Below are 25,230 nucleotides of genomic sequence, written 5' to 3'. Positions count from 1 at the left end.
GATGGGATCACCATCACGCCATAGCAAAAGTTTATACATGATAAGAATTCCACTTGTGCTGATTGTTTTACTGGCTTTACTCACTTCGTCCTGTAAAAAAAAGGCGCTGTTTGAGCAAATATCATCGACTCATTCCGGCATCCATTTTAATAATTTGATAACCGAATCTGACACAGTTAACCCCCTTGATCTGGTAAATATATACAATGGTGGGGGAGTTGGTGTTGGTGATTTCAATGGGGATGGTTTACCTGATCTATATTTTACAGGCAATATGGTAGCCAGTCGGCTTTACTTAAATAAAGGAGACTTTAAGTTTGAAGACATTACAGACAAAGCGGGTGTTGACGGTGCAGGACGTTGGGGCCGTGGCGTATCTATTGTAGATATTAACAATGATGGTCTTTTAGATATTTACGTTTGTAACACCATCTATAAAGAAGAAAATAGACGCCATAACCTGTTATATGTAAATCAAGGCGTAAATAAAGATGGAATACCAACCTTTAAGGATTTATCAATAGAATATGGCCTAGAGGCTGGAAATCAATCTACGATGGCTAACTTCTTCGATTACGATAATGATGGCGATCTGGATATGTATTTAACCGTCAACAGCGCTTCCGCCAGCTATAACCCCAACTTGTTTGGAACGGTAAATTATAACGATAACCATAGTCTTGGTCAGCTGTTTCGAAACGATTGGGATGATAAGATTAAACACGGCCGTTTTGTAAATGTTACAAAAGAGGCAGGACTTAGCCTGGACGGATTTGGACATGCTGCTACAACCGTAGACTTTAATAAGGATGGATGGATAGATATTTATATATCGAACGACTTCTCTGGTGACAACCTATTATACATCAATAATCACAATGGTTCCTTTACCAATCGATCAAAAGAATACTTCAAACACACCTCCTATAATGCAATGGGTCAGGACGTAATCGACATCAATAATGATGGCCTTGCTGATGTAATTGAACTGGATATGAATCCGGAGGACAATTACCGTAAGAAAATGATGCTTGGGCCTAGTAGCTATCAAACTTTCCAAAATTTTGATCAATACGGTTATCAATATCAATATGTACGCAATACTTTACAACTTAATCAAGGTCCCCGTGTTGGTCAACTTGGGGAAATAGGTGCACCCGCTTTTAGTGAGATAGGGTTTTTAAGTGGTGTGGCACAGACCGATTGGAGTTGGACACCTTTAGTGGCCGACTTCAATAATGATGGTTTCCGCGATCTGATCGTCACCAATGGATTTCCACGGGATGTATCTGATCGTGATTTCATGGCCTATCGGCAGGAAGCATTTGCGGTAACCGCAAAGCATGATGTTATCAAGCAAATTCCGGAGATCAAGCTCCATAATTACGGTTTCTCCAACAATGGCGACCTCACTTTTAAAGATGTAAGCACCGAGTGGGGGCTTCAACAACCGACATTTTCAAATGGGGCGGTATATGCTGATCTAGATAATGACGGTGCCTTAGATATGGTTATTAATAACATCAATGATGAAGCGCTGATTTATCGCAATACCTCAAGAGACGAAAAAAAGACGCTTGATGCGAGGCATTACTTGCAAGTAGGTTTTGCTGGCGATAAGAACAATGTAAATGGGCTTGGAGCTGTCCTTAACGTATATTATGACCATGATAAGCAACAAGTATATGAAAACAACCCTTACAGGGGCTACCTGTCAACTATGCAGGGGATTGCTCATTTTGGTTTGGGCAAGGTATCTAAGGTTGATTCTCTGTTGATCACTTGGCAAAATGGTAAAACGCAGAAGCTTACTAACATAAAGGCAGATCAAACCTTGCTGCTGAACATTGCAGATGCGGAAAGTAGCTCTACGTTGATGCCAAAATATATTGCAAAGGCATTGTTTAAAGAGGTCACTGATTCACTAAACCTGCACTATGCCAGCAAGGATGCAAGTTTTGTTGATTTTAACGTGCAAAAATTGATGCCGCATAAGCTGTCGGAATACAGTCCTGCAATAGCAGTTGGTGATGTAGATCACAATGGTTTAGACGATATGGTGGTCGGTGGAAATGCTTACAACCCTACGCAATTATTCTTACAGCAGCGAAACGGCAAGTTTGTTCAAAAGGATTTGTTTCCTAAATCCGCGTTGGAAACGCCATACTATAAAGATGCAGGCGTCTTACTTTTTGATGCAAATGGCGATGGTAGCTTAGACTTGTACGCAGCTAGTGGTGGCTACGAGGGCGCTGCCAATAGTGCTGAATACCAGGACAGGCTATATATAAATGATGGCAAAGGGAATTTTAAGCTTGATGTTAAGGCTGTCCCGGTTAACATGACGAGTAAACTGTGCGTCAGGGCTAGTGATTATAATAAAGACGGAAAACTTGATCTGTTTATTTCTGGGCGGGTAAAACCATGGGAATATCCGAAACCGGTGTCCAGCATCATACTTCGGAATGACAGCCAGGATGGCATTGCTAAGTTTACCGATGTCACCGCGCAGGCTGCACCAATTCTGAAGAACGTAGGGATGGTTTGTGATGCTTTGTTCACAGATTTCGACAACGACGGCTGGCCGGATCTAATCCTTGCTGGTGAATGGATGCCCATTACCATGCTTAGAAATGTTCATGGCAAGTTTGTAAATCATACAGCCAATACGGGTATTGAGAACAAGCTTGGTTTATGGACCTCCATTGTTGGGGGAGACTTCCGCCATACCGGTCGTACTGATTATATTGTAGGTAACCTCGGGCAAAACAGCTTAATGCAAGCCAGTGATGAGTATCCCATTTACGTTACAGCTAAAGATTTCGATAATAGTGGTTACAGCGCCGTACCCTCTATTTTCCTTAAGGATGAAAAAGGGGAGCTCAAAGAATTTCCCGTATCAGGGCGTGATGATATGGCAAAGCAGATGATTAGCATGAAAAAGAAGTTTACCAATTACAAATCATACGCTAAAGCTACCATCGATGAAATACTGAGCCCTGAGCAGCGCCAGGGAGCATTGCGGCTTAAAGCCAATATGCTCAAATCTTGCTTTTTACGTAATGACGGCAACGGTAAGTTCACCCTGATCCCGCTTCCAATGCAAGCTCAACTGTCAGTAATTAATGGGATGGAGGTTGGTGATTTCGACGGTGATAGTAACCTTGATGTGCTGATGAACGGCAATGACTACGGAACAGATGTATCTATTGGTAGATATGATGCCCTTAATGGCTTGTTGCTGAAAGGGGATGGTGAAGGGGGATTTAAACCACTCAGCATTTTGGAAAGTGGTATTTACATACCCGGTAACGGCAAAGCCTTAGTGAAACTGCGCGACGGTAAAGGAGAGGTATTGGTTGCTGCCAGTCAGCATAAAGACTTTTTAAAAATCTTTAAACAGCAATCGGGCGCCAAAACTCTAGCAGTACTGCCCAACGATGTTTACGCTATAGTTCAATATAAAAGCGGGAAAACGGCAAGGCAGGAATTCTATTATGGTACTTCCTTTTTGTCGCAGTCGGCAAGGTTTATCATTGGTGATAGTAACATTAAACGCATTACGGTGGTAAACAACGCTGGTAAACAAAGGAACTTACCTCTAAACTAATATTAAATGCAAAAAAGAACTTATACCGGATTTTGCCTCGCACTTTGGCTATTCGGTTTTTTAACTCCAGGTAGCATCAGTGCACAGGCTCTTAAGAACCGGATTCCTTTAGATGATCTGTCAGCATTTGCTGTCCCAGCTAAAAACTGGGAAATAGTTGGTGATGTGCATGCGGATTTGGAGGTAGTTAATGACTTTTCAACTGCCAAAGGAAAAGGTATTCTAGTCAATCAAATTGACGGTAAAAAGCCTGGGAGCGATCTTTACTTCAGTCTTCAACATGGCGACATTGACATTGAGATGGACTACATGATGGCTAGAGGTGCCAACTCAGGTATTTATTTACAAGGACGCTATGAGGTTCAATTGTTCGATACCTGGGGAACAATACATCCCAAAGCGAGTGACAATGGCGGTATCTACGAGCGCTGGGACGATAGCAAACCAGAGGGGCTGAAAGGCTATGAAGGGTACGCACCGCGTCAAAATGTAAGCCGGGCACCAGGCCTGTGGCAGCATATAAAAGTATCGTTTCAAGCACCACGCTTCGATGATAAAGGTGCAAAAACGGCCAACGCGAAGATCTTGTATTTGTGGCTAAATGGAATTTTAATACAAGAGAACGTAGAAATGTCAGGACCTACACGCGGTGCGTCTGACAATAACGAAAGCATTACCGGTCCACTCAGGATTCAAGGAGATCATGGAGCTGTTGCATTTAAGAACATCAGTTACACGAGTTTTGATAAGCCCCATCCGGCCCTCTCTCAACTTAAATACGCTGTTTACAAAGGCAACTTTTCTGATGAACCAGATTACAAGATATTGAAACCAGAGGCGCAGGGCAATCCCTTGGCGCTCAGCTCTAATGAAGTTAAGTTAGACAATGAATTTGTATTAAAGTATACCGGGATGATCCGTATTGACCAACCAGGCGAATATGAATTTAAATTAGGCGTGCCCGGTGGAAAAGGAACACTGAAAATAGATGGCATCAAGGCCGTTGATGCTAAAGACTTCAAAGGTGAGGGAATTGTTAATTTACAGTCTGGTAATCTTCCCTTCGAAATATTTTATACCAAAAACGTAGACTGGGCTAAGACCGCCTTAAGCCTTTCTGTCGCTGGGCCTGGTATTCGTGAGTATTTACTAAGCGATGCTAATGTAGTTTCAGCAGAGGCTGTTAGTCCAATCCTTATCAGTGCTGAGGAAAATATGGTGTTACGAAGTTTTACAGATCTACCTGGTAACGTCCGTGTTATTCACGGAGTGGGTGTTGGTAGCATAGAACAATTGCATTATACCTACGATTTGGACAATGGAATGATTGTTCAGCTATGGCGCGGCAATTTTCTTGACGCTACCCCCATGTGGCATGAACGCGGCGACGGATCGTCCCGCCCAGCCGGTTCCCTGCAATATTTTGGTAAGCCAGCACCAGAGATCAGCTTGTTAGCAACTGCGGGCGCCGCCTGGATCACAGATACTACAGGTACTGGCTATCAGCCAAAAGGTTATTCGCTTGATAAGGATGGACGCCCTACTTTTAAGTATTCAATACACGGCACCTTGGTAAATGATGCCAGCGCAGTAACGACAGGAGGCAAAGGAATACGCCGGGTCCTTAGTATACAATCTCCGATTGACAAAGCGTTCGTACGGCTTGCTGTTGGTAGCAAGGTTACAATGATTAAGAAAGGACTTTACAGTATCGATGACAGCTATTACATCAACTTAGACGATTCTACGACTGAAAAACCGTTAGTACGAACTTCTTTAGGAATGCAGGAGTTAATTATACCCATAAAACAAATATTAACCTATTCTATCATTTTATAAAGGGATGGTAATGAGAAAATTAAGTAATCAAATGATTAGAAAGCTATTCGTAAATGTTTTTATTGTAGGCTCGTTAATGGCCGCGAACAATAAGGTGTTGGCTCAGGCGGAATTGCCCACAGAAGAAAATTATTTCAAGATGATGAAAATCCCCGCTCCGGAGGGAACTATCCTTGAGGTTGGTGGTTTGTGCACGCTTCCAAATGGAACGATAGCGGTAACCACTCGCCGGGGTGATGTTTTTATGGTGGAGAACCCCACAAGTCAGCGCCCTTACTTTCGCAAATTTGCAGCTGGGTTGCATGAGGCGCTGGGCGCAGCTTATAAGGATGGTGCGCTTTACGTGGTTCAACGCGGCGAATTAACTAAGCTCGTTGACACGGATATGGATGGTAAGGCAGACGTATTTGAAACGGTATATGCATGGCCATTATCGGGCAACTATCATGAGTACAGTTTTGGCCCGAGGTTAGCACCCGACGGATCGTTTTTCGTCACACTTAACCTCGGCTTTCCGCCTGATTGGTGGCATCCTAAAGCCATGGTACCTTTTAGAGGCTGGGCACTTAACATTACGGATAAGGGAGTCGTAACACCTTGGACAGCGGGTTTCCGTTCCCCATGCGGAATTAGCATGATTGACGGTGAACTGTGGTATACTGACAACCAAGGAGACTGGGTTGGATCGGGCAGTATCATGAAGGTAAAAAAAGGGGCATTTATGGGCCATCCCGCCAGCTTGGCCTGGAGTAATTTATCGAATTCTCCAGTGAAACTAACTACGGAAAAGTTTTTCGCTAATAACAACGCACGTATAGAGTTTGATCAGAGCGGTCAGCCATTTAAGCCTCAAAACATCGTGGAGGAAAAATACCGCACCTTAGCCGATGCAAAAAAGGAGATCCCTGAATTGCAGTTACCAGCCGTTTGGTTACCCCATGGGATCTTAGGAATTTCAAATTCAGAAATAGTAAAGATACCTCAAGGCGTTTTTGGCCCTTTTTCAGGACAACTATTAGTTGGCGATCAGGGGCAAAGTATAGTGAGCAGAATTTTTCTGGAAGAAGTAAACGGTGAATCTCAAGGAGCTGCCTGGGCTTTTAGAAGTGGTTTTCAGTCGGGTATTGTCCGCTTAGCATGGTTGCCAGACGGCTCCTTGGTTACCGGTGAAACAAACAGGGGCTGGGGATCGGCAGGCGAAGAGACAATGGGCCTGGAGCGCTTAGTATGGAACAATAATATCCCCTTTGAGATGCTGGCCATACGTGCTAAGCCGGATGGGTTTGAGATAGAATTTACTAAACCCGTAGACAAAAAACTCGCAGAAGACCTCGCATCTTATTCGATAGAAAGTTTCACTTATAAGTATCAAGGTGTTTATGGTAGTCCGCCGGTTGGTAATCTAAAATGTAATATTTCAGGGGTGAAAGTATCTGAAGATGGCCTAAGGGCACGCATAGTTGTCGCCAATCTCCGGAAGAACTTCATTCATACGATTACGATTGATGGCCTGAGGGATACAGAAAATTTAAAACTCCTGCACCCAACTGCTTATTACACATTAAACAATATTCCCAGTGGAGACAAGCTGGATCTGAAGGTCTTGAGTACTAAAAATTCGAAAGCCATGGCACTTAATACTGCAAAGCCGAATGTGAATCTCAAAACGGCGACGGCAGCTGTAAAAAAAGTCCCTACCTATGAGGAGGTTAAACCCTTACTAATGAAAAACACATGCTCGGCATGCCATAACCCTAATGTTAAACAAGTGGGGCCTGCATTCAAGGATATCGCCAAGCGAAAGTACACTATTGAGGAGATCATGCAACTGATTAAAAACCCTAAACCGGAGCATTGGCCTGACTATTCTACACCGATGCCTCCAATGCCGCAGGTTTCGGCTCAGGACGCCCGCATGATTGCCAGCTGGATCACGTCACTTAACAAGTAGCTTCAATGACCTTTGTTCATATAAGTTCATTCAAACTTCTAATCTTAATTGCGTTTGTCCTCTCTTTGTTCAGCTGCAGCAATAAGAGAATAAAAATGCTTGCCGACTCCGAGGTGCTTCACCAAAATGTAGATCACCTTACGCAGCTTATCATTTACGACGCGTTTAGTCCACCCGTAGCCAGTCGAATCTATGGCTACACATCACTTGCCGCCTTTGAGGCCATCAGGTTTGAGAACGAGGAATTTGCTTCAATTGCTGAGCAGATTCCAGGATTCCAGCCGATGCCAAAGCCTCGAAAATCTAAAAAGTATAACTACACACTTGCGGCTTCGATGGCGTTTTTTACTGTCGCCCATAAAGTAACCTTCTCCATAGATACGCTTAAGAAATATGAGAGTCAAGTGCTTAAAATGTATCAGGAAAACCTAGACGACAGTACCTTCGCAAGGTCGCTGGCTTTCGGCGAACAGATTGGTAATGCTGTGCTGGCCCGTGCCAACAACGATGGTTACGCGAAAAGCCGAGGTAAGGTTCGCTTTTTGGGGAGTAATGATAACGGGAAATGGCGCCCGACGGCGCCAGATTATCTGGAAGGGGTAGAATTTTGCTGGGGTACACAGCAACCATTTGTCGTAAAGTCATCGCAGGATTTTCCACTGCCTGCACCGCCGACTTACAGCGAGGATAAAAATAGTGAATACTACAAACAGGCAGTTGCGGTTTACGAACAAAGTAAAACCTTGACGCCCGACCAACGTGAGATGGCGGTCTTCTGGGATGACAACCCCTTTGTTATCGAACACAAAGGACATACTACGTTTGCGAATAAAAAAATCACACCCGGCGGTCATTGGATAGGGATAACTGCGATCGCATGTAAGCAAACGAAAGCCGATGCATTGAAAACAGCCCAAAGTTACGCGCTAACTTCAATCGCCTTGTATGATGCGTTCATCTGCGGCTGGCAGGTCAAGTATACCACAGCTTACATTCGTCCGGTCACCGTCATCAATCAAACAATTGATCTTCACTGGCTACCTGTATTACAGACACCACCGTTCCCAGAGTATCCTAGCGGGCACAGCGACATTAGCGGGGCTGCTGCAGTTATTCTGACGCATATTTTTGGCGATAATTTTGAGTATCAGGACACGAGCGACCTTCGTTATATTGGAATCCAGCGACATTTTAAGTCTTTCTTAACGGCTTCAGATGAAACCTCTATGAGTCGTTATTACGGGGGTATACATTTCAAAAATAGTGTCGATCAAGGCGCTATTCAGGGTAGAAAGGTCGGTGAGTATATTTGGAAGAGCTTAAAACTAAAAAATTAAGTTAGTCGTCAATAAAACTAGGGGCGATTAGGTCTATTTTAATGTAGTTGAATGCAATAGTTTAATTTTCCATCTTCCTGATTGCTTGACTAAAACGGCGCTTTCCAACCAATTGACTGTTTGCTTCTTTTCGCCCGTAATAAAATCAGCAGAGTTGTGGTATACTACAGTTGCCAGGTCTCCTGTCTGACTAGTTTTGTCGAATACTAAACGATTCAAACGTTTAACATTTCTGCCTATCATAGGCTTTAAGTGGCTTATCAATGAATCTGCATTCCAGATTAATCCATGTTCAACTAAAATAAAATCAGGGGTTAATTCTGTTTTCATCTGAGTTTCGCTAAGTACGCTCATTCCTTCAAAAAAAGCTGTCACGCTCGCCTCAATCTGTTTTTTATCCTTTGCAACCTGTGCTTTGACGCTCATTCCGGTAACAAGAACCAGAAGAAGTACATAAGTGATTTTCATAATGCAAGACTTTATGTAAAGATAACATAAGATTAAGGTTCAATTGTGCCCTAATACATTTTTTTATATACCTTAGTGAAAACTTTAGGGGTGCCTTGTGCTGAGAAATACCCTTTGAACCTGATGCAGTTAGTACTGCCGAAGGGAAAAGTAGAACGAATTCAATTCGTTTTTCCTTCCTTAATACGGGTGCATTCCTATAGTTAGAAATTCTGGCAACATGGAAATAACCGTAAATCAAGAAAATTATCTCGTAGACGATATCTGCTCCTTGCAGCAGGTAGTCGGCCTTAACCTCAAGCTGCCTTCTGCTGGCATCGCTGTGGCTGTAAATCAGGAAATTATAGCTAAGGAACGCTGGGATTCTTACCTTCTTAAACCCGGAGACCATCTTACCATCATCAAAGCAACCCAAGGCGGCTAATAAGAACGATTTATGAAAAATGAAAGAACACCAACAGATCAGCTCATCAGCAGGTCACCCTTCCCCGGATCGCGTAAAGTGTATGTTAAAGGCAAACTTCATGACATTGAGGTCGCCATGCGAGAGGTAATTTTGAGTGAAACAAAGCTGCACGGCAGGTTTGGTGAAACCGAACCCAATTCCCCTGTTACCATCTATGATACAAGTGGTCCCTATACGGATCCCGACATAGAAATAGACGTAAAAAAAGGAGTATCCCGCTTAAGAGAGCAATGGATTTTAAATCGTGGTGATGTAGATCAACTTAGCGCAATTACCTCGGATTATGGAAATCAGCGGGCTAATGATCAAAATTTAGATGCCTTAAGGTTTGCACACATTAGCAAGCCCTACAAAGCAAAGCCAGGAATGAATGTATCACAGATGCACTATGCCAGAAAGGGGATCATTACCCCTGAAATGGAATATATAGCGATAAGAGAAAATCAACGCATCGACTTGCTACAGGAACAATTGCAAGATCAGTATCAGGTAATGTCTCAACAACATCAGGGACAAAGTTTCGGTGCAAACACGCCAAAAGGATATATCACACCGGAATTCGTAAGGTCTGAAGTTGCGGCTGGCAGAGCGGTTATTCCTTGCAACATTAATCATCCAGAGCTGGAGCCCATGATCATCGGGCGGAACTTCCTGGTAAAGATAAATGCCAACATTGGGAATTCAGCGGTCACTTCCAGTATTGAAGAAGAGGTTGAAAAGGCAGTTTGGGCTTGTCGCTGGGGTGCAGACACCATTATGGATTTGTCGACCGGTAAGAACATACATGAAACGAGGGAATGGATTATCCGTAATTCCCCTGTTCCCATCGGAACTGTTCCGATCTATCAGGCCTTAGAGAAAGTAAACGGAAAAGCTGAAGACTTGACCTGGGAGCTTTTTAGAGATACTTTAATCGAGCAGGCAGAACAAGGTGTTGATTACTTTACCATTCATGCGGGCGTGCTTTTACGATATGTGCCGCTTACTGCCAAGCGAATAACTGGCATCGTATCCCGAGGAGGATCGATCATGGCCAAATGGTGTCTTGCGCATCATAAAGAGAATTTCCTTTACACTCATTTTGAGGAGATATGCGAGATCATGAAATCTTATGATGTTGCCTTTTCTTTAGGAGATGGATTGAGACCTGGCTGCATAGCCGATGCCAACGATGCCGCGCAGTTTGGAGAACTGGAAACCCTCGGCGAACTGACTAAGATTGCTTGGAAACACGATATTCAAACGATTATTGAAGGTCCTGGACACATCCCAATGCACATGATTAAAGAGAACATGGATAAACAACTGGTCCATTGCGGAGAGGCACCTTTTTATACCTTGGGTCCGCTCACCACAGACATTGCTCCCGGATATGACCACATCACTTCAGCCATAGGAGCCGCAATGATTGGTTGGTTCGGAACGGCCATGCTTTGTTATGTTACTCCTAAAGAACACCTTGGATTACCTAATAAGAAGGACGTAAAAGATGGTGTAATCACCTACAAGATCGCGGCTCATGCTGCCGACTTAGCTAAAGGCCATCCGGGAGCTCAGTATCGTGATAATGCATTAAGTAAGGCGAGATTTGAATTTAGATGGGAAGACCAGTTTAATCTATCCCTTGATCCGGATACTGCCAGAGAGTTCCATGACGAAACACTCCCTGCAGATGGCGCAAAAATCGCCCACTTCTGTTCCATGTGTGGCCCTAACTTCTGTTCTATGAAGATCAGTCAGGATGTTCGTGATTATGCGAATGAAAATGGATTGGCTGATGACGATGCACTTTCTAAAGGAATGGAAGAGAAGTCAAAAGAATTCTTACAAAAGGGAAGTGAAATCTATCTCTAATGGAATTGATTGTTATTTCAAGCCCGGTTCCTGTAGTTGATGAAGCTAAAATCATTAACAGCCTCTTCGAATCGGGCTTGAAATTTTTCCATTTACGAAAGCCAGGTTGTAGCCATCAAGATATTAGGGCGTTGCTAAAAGAGATTGATCCGAAATATTGTCCAAGCATCGCCTTACATCAGTGTCATGAAATAGCCGCCGATTATGGGATTGACCGACTCCATCTGCCAGAAAATAAGCGGAGGGAATGGGGTAGTCCTGGTTTCACGGGGTACTCTGAACAGGCATACTTACTAAGTACCTCGGCTCACTGCCTGGAAGACTTATATGATCTGAATGGGTTTGATTACGTTTTTTTCAGTCCGGTGTTCAACAGTATTTCTAAACCAGATTATGGAGCGGTGATCTCACCAGATTTTGAGCTGGATACTAAGATCAAAACTAAGGTAATGGCGTTAGGTGGCATAAGCGCAGACAACATAAATCAAATAGGGTCCATGGGTTTTGATGGTGCAGCAGTTCTTGGCGCCTTGTGGAACGACCCTTCAAATGCCTTAAAAATGTTTAACGATTTAAAGCAGGAAATATCAAATGAAAAGCATAGATAAAGTACATTATATATCTCAACAAGCCAGTGATGGCTCCCACCTTACTGCTATACAACAGGCACTCGATGCAGGTTGCCAATGGATTCAACTTCGGGTCAAGGATCAGACTGAAGAAAAAGTTTTGGCTTATGCCATTGCCGCAAAAACACTTTGTGAGGCATACTCCGCTAAATTGATTGTCAATGATTACCCGGAAATCGCCTTGAAAGCTCAAGTGGATGGTCTTCACCTTGGACTGGATGATATGCCAATATCATTAGCCAGACAAATAGTAGGTGCTGAAATGATCATCGGTGGGACTGCCAATACCTTTGATCAGGTACAACAACGTGTAAATGAGGGTGCAGATTACGTCGGATTGGGGCCTTTTCGCTTCACAAAAACAAAAGAAAAGCTGAGTCCACTTTTAGGCTTAAGGGGATATCAAGAGATATTAAAACAGATGAAAAGAGCCAATTTAGACATCCCGGTGATTGCAATTGGCGGCATATTACCTGAGGACATTAAGTGGCTAATAGACGCGGGCGTTCATGGTGTGGCGGTATCGGCAGCGTTAACCTTAGCGGCCGATTGCCAGGAAACTGTCCGATCAATTTACTCAACAATCAACAGCGCATGTTAACAATAGCAGATAAAACATTTAACTCCCGATTATTTACGGGTACTGGCAAATTCAGTTCTTCGGTATTGATGGAAGAAGCTTTACTTGCCTCCGGTTCAGAACTAGTCACTGTGGCGCTTAAGCGCATAGACGTAAAAAATAATGAACAAGACGACCTGCTCATCAGGTTAAGACATCCAAATCAGAATCTGTTGCCCAATACTTCTGGTGCTAGAAACGCTAGAGAAGCAATTTTTGCAGCGCAGCTTGCGAGGGAGGCACTGGAAACGAATTGGATTAAACTGGAAATTCATCCAGATCCTAAGTATTTAATGCCCGATCCAATAGAGACCTTGAGAGCAACAGAAGAACTGGCTAAGCTCGGTTTCATAGTCTTGCCCTATATTCATGCTGATCCTGTGCTTTGTAAAAGACTGGAAGATGTTGGTACAGCCGCCGTGATGCCCCTTGGTTCACCAATAGGAAGCAACAAAGGACTAAAGACCATTGATTTCTTGGAAATCATCATCAGTCAAAGTAGTGTAGCCGTCATCATTGATGCAGGAATCGGATCACCATCAGATGCAGCAAAAGCTATGGAAATCGGCGCGGATGCCGTGCTGGTCAACACCGCCATAGCCGTTTCAGGGAATCCTGTTATGATGGCAAGAGCCTTTAAAATCGCAGTGGAAGCAGGAAGAATGGCTTATGAAGCGCGGTTGGCAATGCCCTCAAGTTATGCAATGCAAAGTAGCCCATTAACTGCCTTTCTAGATGAATAAATTCACAGATATCTTCAAAACCTTTGATTGGGAAGAGACGAAGTCAAGCATTTATTCTAAAACTTCTGCAGACGTGGAGCGGGCTTTAAATTCGCTATTAAAATCACTGGACGATTTCAAAGCACTAATCTCGCCAGCCGCCTCTGATTACCTGGAGCAAATGGCAAGCATCAGTCAGCACCTGACTAAAAAGCGCTTTGGTAACGTAGTACAGATGTATGTGCCCTTATACCTCTCCAATGAATGCAATAACATTTGTACCTATTGTGGCTTCAGCTATGACAATAAGGTGAGGCGTAAGACATTGTCCTCAGTGGAAATTATGCAGGAAGTTGCGGTAATCAAAAAGATGGGTTATGAGCATATCTTATTAGTAACCGGTGAGGCAAACCAAACTGTTGATGTAGCATACTTCAAGAAAGTGTTGGCGCTGCTAAAGCCACATTTCGCCCAGATCTCAATGGAAGTACAGCCTATGGATGTACAGGATTACCAAAAACTCATCCCTTATGGGCTTAACACCGTTCTCGTTTATCAGGAGACTTACCATCAGGAAGATTACAAAAAGCACCATCCAAAAGGGAAAAAGTCCAACTTTGAATACCGGTTAGAAACTCCAGACCGATTAGGTGAAGCGGGTGTACATAAAATGGGACTGGGCGTATTAATCGGGCTCGAAGACTGGCGCACGGATTCATTTTTTACAGCCTTACATTTGAATTACCTGGAAAAGAAGTACTGGCAAAGCAAGTATAGTCTCTCCTTTCCACGACTAAGACCCTTCAGTGGTGGCTTAGAACCGAAAGTTGTAATGAGCGATAGGGAACTGGTACAGCTGATCTGCGCTTACCGGCTTTTCAACGAAGAAGTTGAGCTGTCGATTTCAACGAGAGAGTCTCCGGTTTTTCGAGATAATATCATCAAGCTGGGCATCACAGCAATCAGTGCCGGTTCCAAAACAAACCCAGGCGGGTATGCGGTGGAACCAGAATCGCTTGAACAATTCGAGATTAGTGATGAGCGCAGTCCGGAACAAATTGCCGGAATGATAGTTGCAAAAGGCTATGAGCCGGTTTGGAAAGATTGGGATAATAGTTTAACTATGTAGAGATGCTGGACAGAGAGGAACATAAGAGATATAGTAGGCAGATCATATTGCCTGAGATTGGACTCGAGGGACAACTGAAGCTCAAATCTGCGAAGGTTTTGGTTGTCGGTGCCGGAGGATTGGGATGCCCGATACTTCAGTACCTTGCTGCGGCTGGAGTAGGTGAGATAGGAATTGTTGACGATGATAAGGTAGATATAACCAATCTACACAGGCAGATCCTATACTCTGCGGAAGACATTGGAAAATCCAAAGCCACGGTTGCAACAGTTAAATTGCAGCATTTAAACCCTTATGTGAAAGTTACCGCTTTTGTGGAACGGTTAACATCTGATAATGCGTCGAACATTATGGCCAAGTATGAACTCATTATTGATGGTTCTGATAATTTTGAGACGCGTTACCTAGTTAACGACACCTGTGTTTCTCTAAACAAAACTTTAGTATTTGGTTCTATATTTAAGTTTGAAGGGCAACTCTCCGTGTTCAATTTATTCGATGGGCCTAATTATAGAGACCTTTTTCCAGAACCTCCAGCTTCAAACGAAGTCCCAAATTGCGCAGACATTGGTGTTCTCGGTGTTCTTCCTGGAATTATTGGGCTGTACATGGCGAATGAAGCCATCAAAATCATTTGTGAAGTTGGCGAGACACTGTCCGGCAAACTAATGACGATAAGTGCACTTGATAACTCAACAAACTACTTTACGATTGCAAAAAGAATAGAGTCGTCCATAATTACTGTTAAGCGCAAGCCTGAAGCTATAGTTGAGATTACTCGTGAAACTTTAGATCAGTGGACCTTGGATGCCAATAAACAAGTGATGATAGTTGACGTAAGGGAAGCTTATGAATTTGAAGAACGTAATATTGGAGGGGTAAACATTCCTTTATATGAGCTTCAGTCGAAGTTTGAGTCTTTACCTGATAGTAGCACTATCGTGTTTGTTTGTCAGACTGGGCAACGCAGCAGAATGGCAGTACAGATTTTGAAAGGCCAGTATAAGGGTGAGGTTTATAACTTAAAACATGGCTTCAGCTAAATTTAGCATCAGATATGAGCGCTATTTAAAGGTTTTTAGTAAATTGTCGGACATTATTAATCACTATTAAACTAGCATAATGAAAGACCTAAGGCTACCCCTTATTCTCGTTTTCCTATTAGTTTTCGGAAGAACCTATTCTCAAGAACTTGTACTTCCTGGTGACCATCCAGACCCTTCTATGGTTAAGATTGGGGAGGATTATTGGGCGATGGCTACGACATCCAACTGGATGCCCGCGTTTCCGATCTATCACTCAAAAGATTTGAAAAAATGGACAAAAAAGAGCGTGGCCTTTAAAGTAGTTCCACAATGGGCAGATTTCTATCTTTGGGCTCCAGAAATTACATACGATAATGGAAAGGTTTACATGTACTATACAGCCCATAAAAAAGGTGGTAATTTGTGCATAGGAGTGGCTGTGGCCGATAAGCCAGATGGTGAGTATACAGATTTAGGTCCTTTAATGTGTCAGCCTGCAGGCTCCATTGATGCGTTCCCTATGCGTGATAATGATGGTAAACTGTACATGATCTGGAAGGAGGATGGAAATAGTGTTCAACAGCCTACGCCGATCTGGGCGATGGAGATGAAAGAAGATCGTACTGCGTTGATAGGTGAAAAGAAAGAACTTTTTAGAGGAGACCAAGCTTGGGAAAATGGGCTTGTAGAGGGTGTCTCCATGGTAAAAAATGGCGAATACTTTTATGCTATTTATGCTGCCGCAGGCTGCTGTGGTATTAAATGCAATTACGGGACAGGGATTGCTCGAAGTAAAAGTTTGCTCGGTCCCTGGGAGAAATATGCAAATAACCCCGTGTTAGCCAGCACCGATGACTGGACTTGTCCTGGTCATGGTACCGCGGTTCAGAAAGATGGGAAAAACTTTTTCTTATATCATGGATATAGCGCTCAGGAAAGTGTGTATGCAGGTAGACAAGGACTGTTGATCGAGTTTGAATTTACACCAGATGGTTGGATTAAGTTTAAACAAAATGACAATAAAACGGCTCATAAAAGAGTTGAAAAGTCTGACAGGTTCAAGGGAAAAGACTTGAGTCTTGACTGGCAATGGAGTATATTTAAAGACTTCAAAAGGCAGCTTGCTAAAAAATCAGTTCAAATCTCAGCGCTTCCAGATGTTTCGGGGGCTTATATAGCGCAACCAGTTTACCATTCCGAATATGTCGCTGAGGCGATTGTTAAAAAATCCGACACAGAAGCTGGAATCGCTATTATAGGAGATGATAAACATATTATTTTCGCTTCCGTAACGAACGGGGAAATCAAGTTGAAACAGGTGAAAAATGGTGAAACTACTGTCATCAAGACAATTTCATTACCTTCCGAAAGAGATCGAAAGTCATCTCCTGTAAAACTGCGACTACAAGCTAAGCAAAATCATCTTTTTACTTTTTCTTATGCTATGGGTAAGATGCCTTTTACAATAATTAATACCGAGCCTGTGGACGGCAGTTTCCTTCCTCCATGGGATAGGGCACTCAGAGTAGGGGTAACAGTGTTGGGGACACCAGACAAGTCGGCGACGTTCAGCAATTTTAGCCTTAAGTAGCAGTCAGGTAGATACAATGGAAAGTTTAACAGGAAAAGTAGTCCTCATTACCGGCGCATCAAAGGGGCTTGGTGCAGACATGGCAAAGACATTCGCGGCCAAAGGCGCTAAAGTTATTATCAACTACTCTAGTAGTCAGCTTGAAGCAGAAAACGTTCTTGCAGAAATTGGTAGTCAGGGTGGTGACGCCTTTTTAATAAAAGCAGATGTGAGCAAAGAATCTGAGGTAATAGCTCTATTTGATCAAAGTATAGCACGTTATGGGAAGATCGACGTTTTAATTAATAATGCAGGGGTAATGCAAGCAAAAGCGCTGAAGGATCACTCAGAAGAAGACTTTGATTTTCAGTTTGACATCAACGTTAAGGGAACGTTTTTCGCTCTTAAACAGGCTGCGGATAAATTGGCAGACAATGGCGTTATCATCAACGTTTCCTCTTCAGCAACACGCATGTTATTTCCTGGTTACGCCATATACACTGCAACGAAAACTGCCGTTGACCAGTTAACCCGCATCTTCGCAAAAGAAGTTGGCAGAGGCATCTCTGTAAATGCGATTGCACCTGGGCCAACTAAAACTGAGCTTTTTCTCAATGGTAAATCAGATGAAGTACTCGAAAGGCTTGCGGGTTCTAATGCATTTAACCGTATTGCAGAGCCTGCAGACATAACAAAAGTTGTACTTTTCCTTGCTTCAGATGAGGCGAAATGGATCTCAGGTCAAATCATTGCTGCTAATGGGGCTATGGCGTAGGTTGTATTCGTGTTGCACCTGTTCAAAGTACTCGAAGCTCAATACTTGCAGTACTGGTGTTTTTATTGCTGTCGCTCACAGTTAATGTTAGCTTGTAATCTCCTGGATGGACAGGGACATCAAGCATGACGTTTTGCAAAGAACCGGTTACCATATCAGGTAAAGCCACGGGTTTTCTCTTTTCTCCGTTAGCTTTACTAAGTTCAGACTTTTCAAATAATTCCCATTTTGCTTTTAGCACATCATGCTCTGGATCAGTCACCGTAACTTTGACTAAGTATTTTTCCCCAGGATTTAAAGGCACCACACTGGGTGATTTTTTCCCGTCTATCATCAAGAGTTCTATTTTAGGAGCTTTGTTGACACTTTGGCCATAAGAATATGCAACCATAGTAAAAAATGCTAATAGTAAGAGGGTGATTTGTTTCATTTGCGCGGCTATAGTAAAACAAGATAACGCTTATTTATCTCCATTGGTGTAAAATAAGCGTTATCTAAGTTTTTATGGGATCAATTGTTCCTGGCGAAGTTTATCAAATAATGTAAAAAAGGACTCACGTGTCTCTTGATATACGGTGAAGCCTAATTTTCTACTTTTAGACATATCCGTCATTACCTCTAAGGGGCGACCTAAATCGAGATCTGTATGCCAGGCCGAAGTGAGTTTGCTTAAGTCAATTTCCTTTAAATCATGCTGTGCAGCTAGTTCTCTCCATAGCTGATCATCATTAGCCATTTGCGATTCCAGGGGATTGATAGTCCCATCAAAGCTTACAGCTTCAATATCAAAGTAGGCGGCCAATTGCTTCCATAACCAGCTCCAGCGAAACAAATCACCATTGGTCACATTAAATGCCTGGTTATGTGCCTGTTCTGTTATGCTTGCCCAAATCATTTGTTCTGCGAGAACGTAGGCATCAGTAACATCCGACAAGCCGTTCCATTGAGCGGATGATCCCGGGAATTGGAAAGGTCTTCCGGTTTCTTTGCAAATAGATGCGAAAACCGCCAGGGTAGTCCCCATGTTCATTAGATTACCAACAGCATTGCCGATAACAGTATGCGGACGATGAACGCTCCAGGCAAAACCATCTCTTTCAGCTGCTGCGAATACTTCATCCTCTTGCGCATAATAGAAGTTTTCAAGTTCTAATCTGGGATGCTCTTCCCTAACAGGAGTTTCTGGAAAAGTCCCCGATTTTGCATATGCGTCGAAAGGTCCTAAATAGTGTTTTAAGCCCGTTACTAAGGCCACATGCATGACTGTTCTTTTATCAGATAAACTGTCAAGTATGTTTCTAACCATCAAACTATTCACACGAATGTTTTCCGCCTCAGTCTCCTGACGCATCCAGGTTGTTATAAAAACATGTGTAGGATTGACATCCTTAAGCTTTAGAAGCAAATCCTCTTTGTCTAGAAGATTTGCGGATATCGTTTTTAGGCCCTTAATATTGCTATTAGCTGAACGTGATAATCCGTAGGTAGTCCATCCCTTTTCGATGAGTTTTTCAGTTAATGCGCTCCCGGTGATTCCGGTTGCTCCAACTACCAATGCTACTTTTTCCATAATTTGCTATTTATAATTATTGCGACAACAGTTTAAAAGGATTTGAGTTCTTAATCCTATGACTCTATCACATCACAAAAATAGGTGGCAAAAAATAAGCAGCACTTGATGCAGGTCAATTATTACTATTGATCTCGGTCAATCGGGGAGTTGCGGATTAGCTTCTGTTTTATGCGACTGATCGTTTCTGGCGCTAGTCCGAGATAAGACGCAATAAGACTTTGACGAACCCGTTGCATGAGTTCGGGCTGGGAACTAAGCAGTCTGAGGTACTTTTCTTCCGCTGTGTGAGTCGCAGCGCTTAACAATCGCAAATCTTTCGTTAGTAAACTATTTTGATATAGAATTCGGAAATAGCGTTCCATCACGGGAACCTGCTCCAAAAGTTTATTATAATTTTGCAAGCTGATCATGAGCAGATCTGAATCTTCAATGGCTTCAATATTGACATTTGCATCTTTGCCATGAAAGAAACTCCACATATCTGATATCCACCAGCCCTCCCAAGCAAATACACTTATATGTTCTGCGCCTTTTTCATCAATATTGTAAGACTTCAACAAGCCTTTGGCTACAAACGTGAAGAATTTACAATGGTCACCTTGCTGGAGTAGATATTGTCTTTTCTTCAGCTTCTTTGGTAACAAAAAAGCCTCTATAAGCGATTTCTCCTGCGGTGTAACCAATACTTTTAGTTCAATGTGATGAAATAAGGTTTCGAACATATTGGTAATTTTAGGCGATCAATTTTGCTTCAAGTATAGATGCTATTGTTTTTGCACGAGCAACCACCTCTTCCGTTCTGGCTCCGGCAAATAATTTGTTTGCAGTTGCTGACCAGATGGTGAGCCAGCGTTTAAAATGCAGGGGAAGCAGAGGAGAGAAGGCATTCATTTCCTGATGCACCCGAACCGGATTACCTTTGTAAGTATGAATGTCAAATAAAATACCTTCCCAAAAAGAAATCATCACAGGCAGGTGTCCTTCTAAATTGAAGTTGTGCTGCAGAAAGACCGGGCCAAGGAGTTCATCTTGCATGATCTCGGTGTAAAATGTTTCAACAAGTAACGCGATGTCTTTTGATGTTTCAATGTCTTTCTTCATAAGCTGCAAAACTCTAGCTTATTGTTAAACGAAGTCAAGCTAAATTCAGGAATTGCTGATCGCAAATTACGCAAACTTCTTAATAAAGATACTAACGCGTTAAGCAGGTGTTAAGAATCACTATGTCGATGCTCTGAATTCCATTTTTTTGTTAAATTCGTTAACCAAACCAACCACACCATGAATTCAGTGTTACTCAGCACCTTAAGATTGCGCTTTGATAAGCATCCGCACCGTCATAATGGAATCAAATGGGAAGATGTACTCGCAAAACTTGAAGACAGCCCGATGAAACTTCAGTCCTTAACCAGAATGGAAGAAACCGGCGGTGAACCCGATGTAGTCGGTCTCGATAACGCGTCTGGTACTTTCCTTTTCTTTGATTGTTCGCCTGAAAGTCCCGCGGGTCGCAGAAGTATCTGTTATGATCATGCAGCTCTAAATTCAAGAAAAGCGAACAAACCCGCAGATAGCGCCATCAATATGGCAAATGAAATGGGAGTACAGCTCCTTACTGAAGAGCAATACAGAGAATTACAAGACCTGGGAAAGTTCGACCAGAAAACGTCCAGTTGGATCCTTACCCCATCAGATGTAAGAGCCCTCAACGGCGCTTTGTTTGCAGATTTCCGTTATGGGAAAACTTTCGTCTACCATAATGGCGCAGAATCTTACTATGCAGCCAGGGGCTTTAGAGCGGTATTAATGTTGTAAATTTTAAAGCTATACCTATGAAATATTTTACCCGCTCCCTGTTCCTTTTGTTATTCATCCCGTTTCAATTACTGGCACAGCAGGTCTCCGAGCCCTCGGACTTGGTATTAAGCACTAAGTTTTATAATGCCGAAAACAAATGGATAACATTTCCTAAACTACCGACTGATACCGTTTACAGTTATGGCTTCTTATATATTGATCAAATGGCGGGCTTTACATTTGATTTTAAAGGGACTTTTAAGGTTGGCAAGGACGCTAAGTTATTACCCCGTCCGAACCCCAGCAATGCCTCGATGAAGTATCGGCTGGAAGCAAATACCAGAGATGTTGCTGTATTAAGTGCTACCCGGCTTGCCGAATTGGGCTTAACGGTCGAACCTGATTGGCTAAAAACTTATAAGGTTGATCCTAAGCTCTTGCCTACGATGGTGGCCTGGGGCAAACACTACAATCATGTTGGAGCTTACGAAAAAGCTCTTGAGTACCTTTTGCCTGCATATGCTAAAGATCCCCACTATCGTGGTTTAGAGTTCGAATTATCTTACGCATACAATGCGTCACTTCAATTCGAGAAAGCGATACTCGTTCTAAATGCTGCTATTGCCGCTAGCCCTAAAGACTTCTGGTTTTTTAGAGAACTAGGTTATGCCTACATGGCGTCTAAAAAAACTTTAGAGGCGGAGGCAGCTTATCTTAAGGCACTTGAATATTGTACTGTTCAGAAGGATAAAACTGAGATTGCGTACAACATGGCGTTTATGTATTTTAAACTTAGCAACAAACAGAAGTTCGCAGAATGGCATGACAAAACGAAATCATTTAGTCCCGATGAAAGCTCGCAATTCCTTATGAATCTTAATGGAATGAGTGAAAAACTAGAAGATAAATAAAGCTTTATTATTCTGTTGAAATACTAAAAATATTAGTATAACTTTGCCCAGGTCTAAAAATTAGCAAGATTATGGCAATGATTGAACTAACTTATTTTGAAAATTCCACTCAGGTCTTTCAGGTTACCCAATTCCGACCGGGCCAGTCCTGGCGTATTGTTCACGGTGGTGAGCTATTAGGAAGTATTGTTAAAATAGATGGGATATGGGTAGCTAACCGCAATTCTGTACTTGTAGAGGGCCTGGTTGAAAGCATAGGAAAGTTCATTGATTTGCAGCATTTCAACAAGCTCCCTGAAGAATTGGAAACGCATTGGCCTATGTTTATCCGGCAGGTAATTATACAAGGTGATGATCAGTATTTGATCGTCTGCTTGCCAGATATAGACTTTAATCACTTCGAGAAACTATTCAAAACTTACATTAGTACCCTTATAAAAGATCGTTGGGAGATTTTGTTCAAGGTTTACGATGCAGAGATGTCTGCTGATTTTCAGGTATTGGTAAAGCAAGGTCAACTTGTTCAATAGCAACATCATGGAACAGCTTAGTTTTTTTAAGGAAGAAGGACAAACGCCAGGGCTGCCTAAGTGTCTGCTCGATTATCAACCAGAGTTATTTTCAGATCAGGAAAGTAATGCGCTACTTGAGAAGTTAATTGCAGATACACCCTGGCAGCAGAAAATCGTGAAAATGTATGATAAAGAAGTGATCACCCCAAGGCTGACAGCATGGTACGCAAATGCGGATACTTATGATTATACATCCTTCAAAAGTTCTCCTCTAAATGGCTGGACCCCGGAGTTACTGATGATCAACGCTAAAGTTGAGCATATAACAGGAACGAAGTTTAATAGCGTGCTGCTAAACTATTACAGAGACGGAAATGATTCCGTGGCTTGGCATAGTGACAATGAAAAGGCCCTGGGTACACATCCAATTATAGCATCAGTCAGCTTTGGGCAGGTGCGCTTGTTCGACATACGTAATAAGACCAACCATTATGAAAAATATTCAATTAAGCTGGAGAGCGGGGCGCTGGTAGTAATGAAAGGGGATCTCCAACAGAATTGGGAGCACCGCATTGCAAAATCTGTTAAGCCCATGAAAGCACGGCTGAACCTAACTTTTAGAGTCGTGATTTAATCTTTACCTTCGGAGCAAAATTCGCATCATGAACATTGCCTTAGTAACCTATCTGGATAAAGGAGCGTACCATGCAATCAACGTTTCAAACGAAGATGAACAGGTAATAGCTTTCCTTCAGTCAAAAGGGTTAATTATCACAAAAGAAATTTGGAATGACCATAATGTGGTATGGGAGAATTATGATCTTGCGATCATTAAATCTCCATGGGATTATTTCGATCAAATTAAAGAGTTCTATAGTTGGCTGGATCAAATGGAAAAGTTGAGTATCAGGTTGTTGAACCCTGCAACAATACTAAGATGGAACGCAGATAAACATTATCTGATAGACATTGAGAATGCCGGCCTTCCAGTAACTCCAACTGTTTATTTGGCGCAAGGACAAACGGTTAATATTAGTGACTATTTTGTTGCGTTTGGAACAGATGACCTAATTATAAAACCAGTTGTTTCTGGCGGAGCAAAAAACACTTTTAAAGTGAATCTGGCGACAGTGGAAGAACATACCACTAAAATTAATCAGCTACTTCAATTTGAAGACTTCATCGTCCAGCCTTTCTTAAACGAGATAGAAGTAGCAGGAGAATGGTCTTTCCTGTTTTTTGGCGGCAACTTTAGTCATGCGGTGGTTAAAAAGGCAGCTAGTGGCGACTTTAGAGTTCAATCGACCTTCGGCGGGAGCGTACATCCGCAAAAACCGACTACAGAAATAACTGATAAAGCACAGGTATACATAGATTTGTTTGCGAAAGACTGTTTATATGCGCGTGTCGATGCGGCGGTTATCAACGACGAGCTAATCCTGATGGAATTGGAGCTCATTGAGCCCTACTTGTTTCTCGATACCGATCCCGATTCGTTGGAGCACTATTATCAAGCACTATTGCGCCTGCTTTAAGAACTTTCAATTCGATCATTTGCCAGTTTCCATGTTAGGTGCGTCTACAGGCTTAGACTCTGACGAGCCTTGCTGACGCAGATATATCGTGAAAAATACAATAGAAGCAACCGATAGGAATTCACTTTGCCAGTTTTGGAATGTCTCGAACCAAAATTCTGGTTGACCTAAGTAGGCAATTACAGTGTCTCTAGGCAAATGTTTAGCCAGCTGCTCCACATTATGATTCTGCCAGCTCCCATAAAGGTGCATGCCCCAACTAAAGAAGAATAATATGCCGAAACATAACGATAATGAGTTTTTATAAATCTTTAATATCCAACCACCTTTTTTGACAGCCCAAGGCGCATTAGCAGACACCTTCGGCTCTCGATCCACTTCTTCATGCTCATCTAGCTTCTTACTTTCAGCAGATCCAATCTGTCGTAAGGATATGGTCATTATCACATAAAGTGCCATTTGAAGAAATTCACTCTCGAAGTTCTCGAACGTCGCAGAAATGAAGTGTCCACTTTGAAGATAGGTGCTCAGCGTGATACCCTTTGCATTTTCCTCTTGTAAATCCTGATTATGCTGCTTCCAACCTGTGAGTCCTTGGCCAATCAAAGTTATTACAAACAAGGACATGAAAACTATTGTCAATCCGTTTCTATAGAAAAAGGAATCCCTGGAAGCTGGCTTACTCATTGTCGGTTGAGGTATTTTTTAACGTCTGCCCTCGAGCTACCAACTTCTTCAATCGCCTTTCGTATTTCTGAAGAAGAAACACCAAACTCTTTCGCAGCGTAAGATACCTCGCTGCTATCGTTCGCATCTATCTTACTATCGTCACGACCGTCCTGCTTGTTTTTGTCATCTGCCATAATAATATATTTTAATCAAAACATTTAACAAGCATCTCATGAAAA

25 protein-coding genes and 1 riboswitch are annotated in these 25,230 nt (G+C 42.5%); of the genes, 18 read left to right on the top strand and 7 right to left on the bottom strand.

Annotated features, from left to right (window positions below; genetic code table 11):
* Window positions 1-37: 37 nt before the first annotated feature.
* From WKF66_RS15835 to WKF66_RS15820, 4 genes are read left to right on the top strand one after another with little or no spacing between them, the layout of a single operon-like run.
* Entirely contained in the window at window positions 38-3,610 is a 3,573-nt protein-coding gene (locus tag WKF66_RS15835) for a VCBS repeat-containing protein (RefSeq protein ID WP_489675448.1), read from the top strand.
* Window positions 3,611-3,616: 6 nt separating this feature from the next.
* A complete protein-coding gene (locus tag WKF66_RS15830; RefSeq protein WP_489675447.1) occupies window positions 3,617-5,449 on the top strand; it encodes a 3-keto-alpha-glucoside-1,2-lyase-like domain-containing protein in 1,833 nt (610 codons plus the stop codon).
* Window positions 5,450-5,459: 10 nt separating this feature from the next.
* The gene (locus WKF66_RS15825) at window positions 5,460-7,400 is read left to right on the top strand and encodes a c-type cytochrome (protein WP_489675446.1); all 1,941 of its coding nucleotides are present in this window, start codon (window positions 5,460-5,462) and stop codon (window positions 7,398-7,400) included.
* Window positions 7,401-7,405: 5 nt separating this feature from the next.
* Complete coding sequence (locus WKF66_RS15820; RefSeq protein WP_489675445.1) at window positions 7,406-8,737, top strand: vanadium-dependent haloperoxidase; 1,332 nt, start codon at window positions 7,406-7,408, stop codon at window positions 8,735-8,737.
* A gap of 33 nt (window positions 8,738-8,770) precedes the next feature.
* Here the strand turns inward: WKF66_RS15820 and WKF66_RS15815 are convergent, their stop codons facing one another.
* Complete coding sequence (locus WKF66_RS15815; RefSeq protein WP_489675444.1) at window positions 8,771-9,205, bottom strand: nuclear transport factor 2 family protein; 435 nt, start codon at window positions 9,203-9,205, stop codon at window positions 8,771-8,773.
* 76 nt (window positions 9,206-9,281) lie between these two features.
* Window positions 9,282-9,369: riboswitch (TPP riboswitch) on the top strand.
* A gap of 56 nt (window positions 9,370-9,425) precedes the next feature.
* On the opposite strand from WKF66_RS15815, the gene thiS reads away from it, so the two are divergent.
* From thiS to WKF66_RS15770, 9 genes are all read left to right on the top strand, one after another.
* Window positions 9,426-9,629, top strand: a complete 204-nt coding sequence (gene thiS, locus WKF66_RS15810; RefSeq protein WP_489675443.1) for a sulfur carrier protein ThiS — start codon at window positions 9,426-9,428, stop codon at window positions 9,627-9,629.
* 12 nt (window positions 9,630-9,641) lie between these two features.
* Entirely contained in the window at window positions 9,642-11,525 is a 1,884-nt protein-coding gene (thiC, locus tag WKF66_RS15805; RefSeq protein WP_489675442.1) for a phosphomethylpyrimidine synthase ThiC, read from the top strand.
* On the top strand, window positions 11,525-12,133 hold the full coding sequence (locus WKF66_RS15800; RefSeq protein ID WP_489675441.1) for a thiamine phosphate synthase: 609 nt from the start codon (window positions 11,525-11,527) through the stop codon (window positions 12,131-12,133). The genes thiC and WKF66_RS15800 overlap by 1 nt, the downstream gene beginning before the upstream one ends.
* Window positions 12,117-12,755 (top strand): thiamine phosphate synthase, encoded by a 639-nt coding sequence (locus tag WKF66_RS15795; protein WP_489675440.1) that lies wholly within the window; start codon window positions 12,117-12,119, stop codon window positions 12,753-12,755. Before WKF66_RS15800 ends, WKF66_RS15795 begins: the two co-directional genes overlap by 17 nt.
* On the top strand, window positions 12,749-13,516 hold the full coding sequence (locus WKF66_RS15790; RefSeq protein ID WP_489675439.1) for a thiazole synthase: 768 nt from the start codon (window positions 12,749-12,751) through the stop codon (window positions 13,514-13,516). The genes WKF66_RS15795 and WKF66_RS15790 overlap by 7 nt, the downstream gene beginning before the upstream one ends.
* On the top strand, window positions 13,509-14,624 hold the full coding sequence (gene thiH / locus WKF66_RS15785; RefSeq protein ID WP_489675438.1) for a 2-iminoacetate synthase ThiH: 1,116 nt from the start codon (window positions 13,509-13,511) through the stop codon (window positions 14,622-14,624). Before WKF66_RS15790 ends, thiH begins: the two co-directional genes overlap by 8 nt.
* A gap of 2 nt (window positions 14,625-14,626) precedes the next feature.
* Window positions 14,627-15,667 carry a molybdopterin-synthase adenylyltransferase MoeB gene (gene moeB, locus WKF66_RS15780; RefSeq protein ID WP_489675437.1) on the top strand — a complete coding sequence of 347 codons (1,041 nt, stop codon included), beginning with the start codon at window positions 14,627-14,629 and terminating at the stop codon, window positions 15,665-15,667.
* A 79-nt stretch (window positions 15,668-15,746) separates the two neighbouring features.
* A complete protein-coding gene (locus WKF66_RS15775; protein ID WP_489675436.1) occupies window positions 15,747-17,240 on the top strand; it encodes a glycoside hydrolase family 43 protein in 1,494 nt (497 codons plus the stop codon).
* A gap of 16 nt (window positions 17,241-17,256) precedes the next feature.
* Window positions 17,257-17,994 carry an SDR family oxidoreductase gene (locus WKF66_RS15770; protein WP_489675435.1) on the top strand — a complete coding sequence of 246 codons (738 nt, stop codon included), beginning with the start codon at window positions 17,257-17,259 and terminating at the stop codon, window positions 17,992-17,994.
* 22 nt (window positions 17,995-18,016) lie between these two features.
* On the opposite strand, the gene WKF66_RS15765 is transcribed toward WKF66_RS15770, so the two are convergent.
* The 4 genes from WKF66_RS15765 to WKF66_RS15750 form a co-directional block, all read right to left on the bottom strand.
* The gene (locus WKF66_RS15765; RefSeq protein WP_489675434.1) at window positions 18,017-18,424 is read right to left on the bottom strand and encodes a PKD domain-containing protein; all 408 of its coding nucleotides are present in this window, start codon (window positions 18,422-18,424) and stop codon (window positions 18,017-18,019) included.
* A gap of 72 nt (window positions 18,425-18,496) precedes the next feature.
* Window positions 18,497-19,564 carry an SDR family oxidoreductase gene (locus tag WKF66_RS15760; protein WP_489675432.1) on the bottom strand — a complete coding sequence of 356 codons (1,068 nt, stop codon included), beginning with the start codon at window positions 19,562-19,564 and terminating at the stop codon, window positions 18,497-18,499.
* A gap of 125 nt (window positions 19,565-19,689) precedes the next feature.
* Window positions 19,690-20,289: a Crp/Fnr family transcriptional regulator gene (locus WKF66_RS15755; RefSeq protein ID WP_489675431.1), complete on the bottom strand. Its 600-nt coding sequence runs from the start codon at window positions 20,287-20,289 to the stop codon at window positions 19,690-19,692.
* Between the two features lie 10 nt (window positions 20,290-20,299).
* Window positions 20,300-20,668 carry a group III truncated hemoglobin gene (locus WKF66_RS15750; RefSeq protein WP_489675430.1) on the bottom strand — a complete coding sequence of 123 codons (369 nt, stop codon included), beginning with the start codon at window positions 20,666-20,668 and terminating at the stop codon, window positions 20,300-20,302.
* Between the two features lie 180 nt (window positions 20,669-20,848).
* Between WKF66_RS15750 and WKF66_RS15745 the strand changes: the two genes are divergently transcribed.
* The 5 genes from WKF66_RS15745 to WKF66_RS15725 all read left to right on the top strand — a co-directional run bounded on the left by WKF66_RS15745 (window position 20,849) and on the right by WKF66_RS15725 (window position 24,322).
* Window positions 20,849-21,382, top strand: coding sequence for a DUF4256 domain-containing protein (locus WKF66_RS15745; protein WP_489675429.1), 534 nt, complete (start codon window positions 20,849-20,851; stop codon window positions 21,380-21,382).
* 17 nt (window positions 21,383-21,399) lie between these two features.
* Window positions 21,400-22,275, top strand: a complete 876-nt coding sequence (locus WKF66_RS15740) for a tetratricopeptide repeat protein (RefSeq protein ID WP_489675428.1) — start codon at window positions 21,400-21,402, stop codon at window positions 22,273-22,275.
* Window positions 22,276-22,352: 77 nt separating this feature from the next.
* Window positions 22,353-22,805 (top strand): hypothetical protein, encoded by a 453-nt coding sequence (locus WKF66_RS15735; protein WP_489675427.1) that lies wholly within the window; start codon window positions 22,353-22,355, stop codon window positions 22,803-22,805.
* Between the two features lie 7 nt (window positions 22,806-22,812).
* Window positions 22,813-23,421: an alpha-ketoglutarate-dependent dioxygenase AlkB family protein gene (locus WKF66_RS15730; protein WP_489675426.1), complete on the top strand. Its 609-nt coding sequence runs from the start codon at window positions 22,813-22,815 to the stop codon at window positions 23,419-23,421.
* A 28-nt stretch (window positions 23,422-23,449) separates the two neighbouring features.
* A complete protein-coding gene (locus WKF66_RS15725) occupies window positions 23,450-24,322 on the top strand; it encodes an ATP-grasp domain-containing protein (RefSeq protein WP_489675425.1) in 873 nt (290 codons plus the stop codon).
* Window positions 24,323-24,337: 15 nt separating this feature from the next.
* On the opposite strand, the gene WKF66_RS15720 is transcribed toward WKF66_RS15725, so the two are convergent.
* Both WKF66_RS15720 and WKF66_RS15715 read right to left on the bottom strand, forming a co-directional pair.
* Window positions 24,338-25,009, bottom strand: coding sequence for a DUF6766 family protein (locus WKF66_RS15720; RefSeq protein WP_489675424.1), 672 nt, complete (start codon window positions 25,007-25,009; stop codon window positions 24,338-24,340).
* Window positions 25,006-25,185, bottom strand: coding sequence for a DUF3606 domain-containing protein (locus WKF66_RS15715; RefSeq protein ID WP_489675423.1), 180 nt, complete (start codon window positions 25,183-25,185; stop codon window positions 25,006-25,008). Before WKF66_RS15715 ends, WKF66_RS15720 begins: the two co-directional genes overlap by 4 nt.
* Window positions 25,186-25,230: the final 45 nt, after the last annotated feature.

This window comes from Pedobacter sp. (genome assembly GCF_037719805.1).
Classification (GTDB): Bacteria; Bacteroidota; Bacteroidia; order Sphingobacteriales; family Sphingobacteriaceae; genus Pedobacter.
This window is presented reverse-complemented; position numbering and strand designations above follow the sequence as displayed.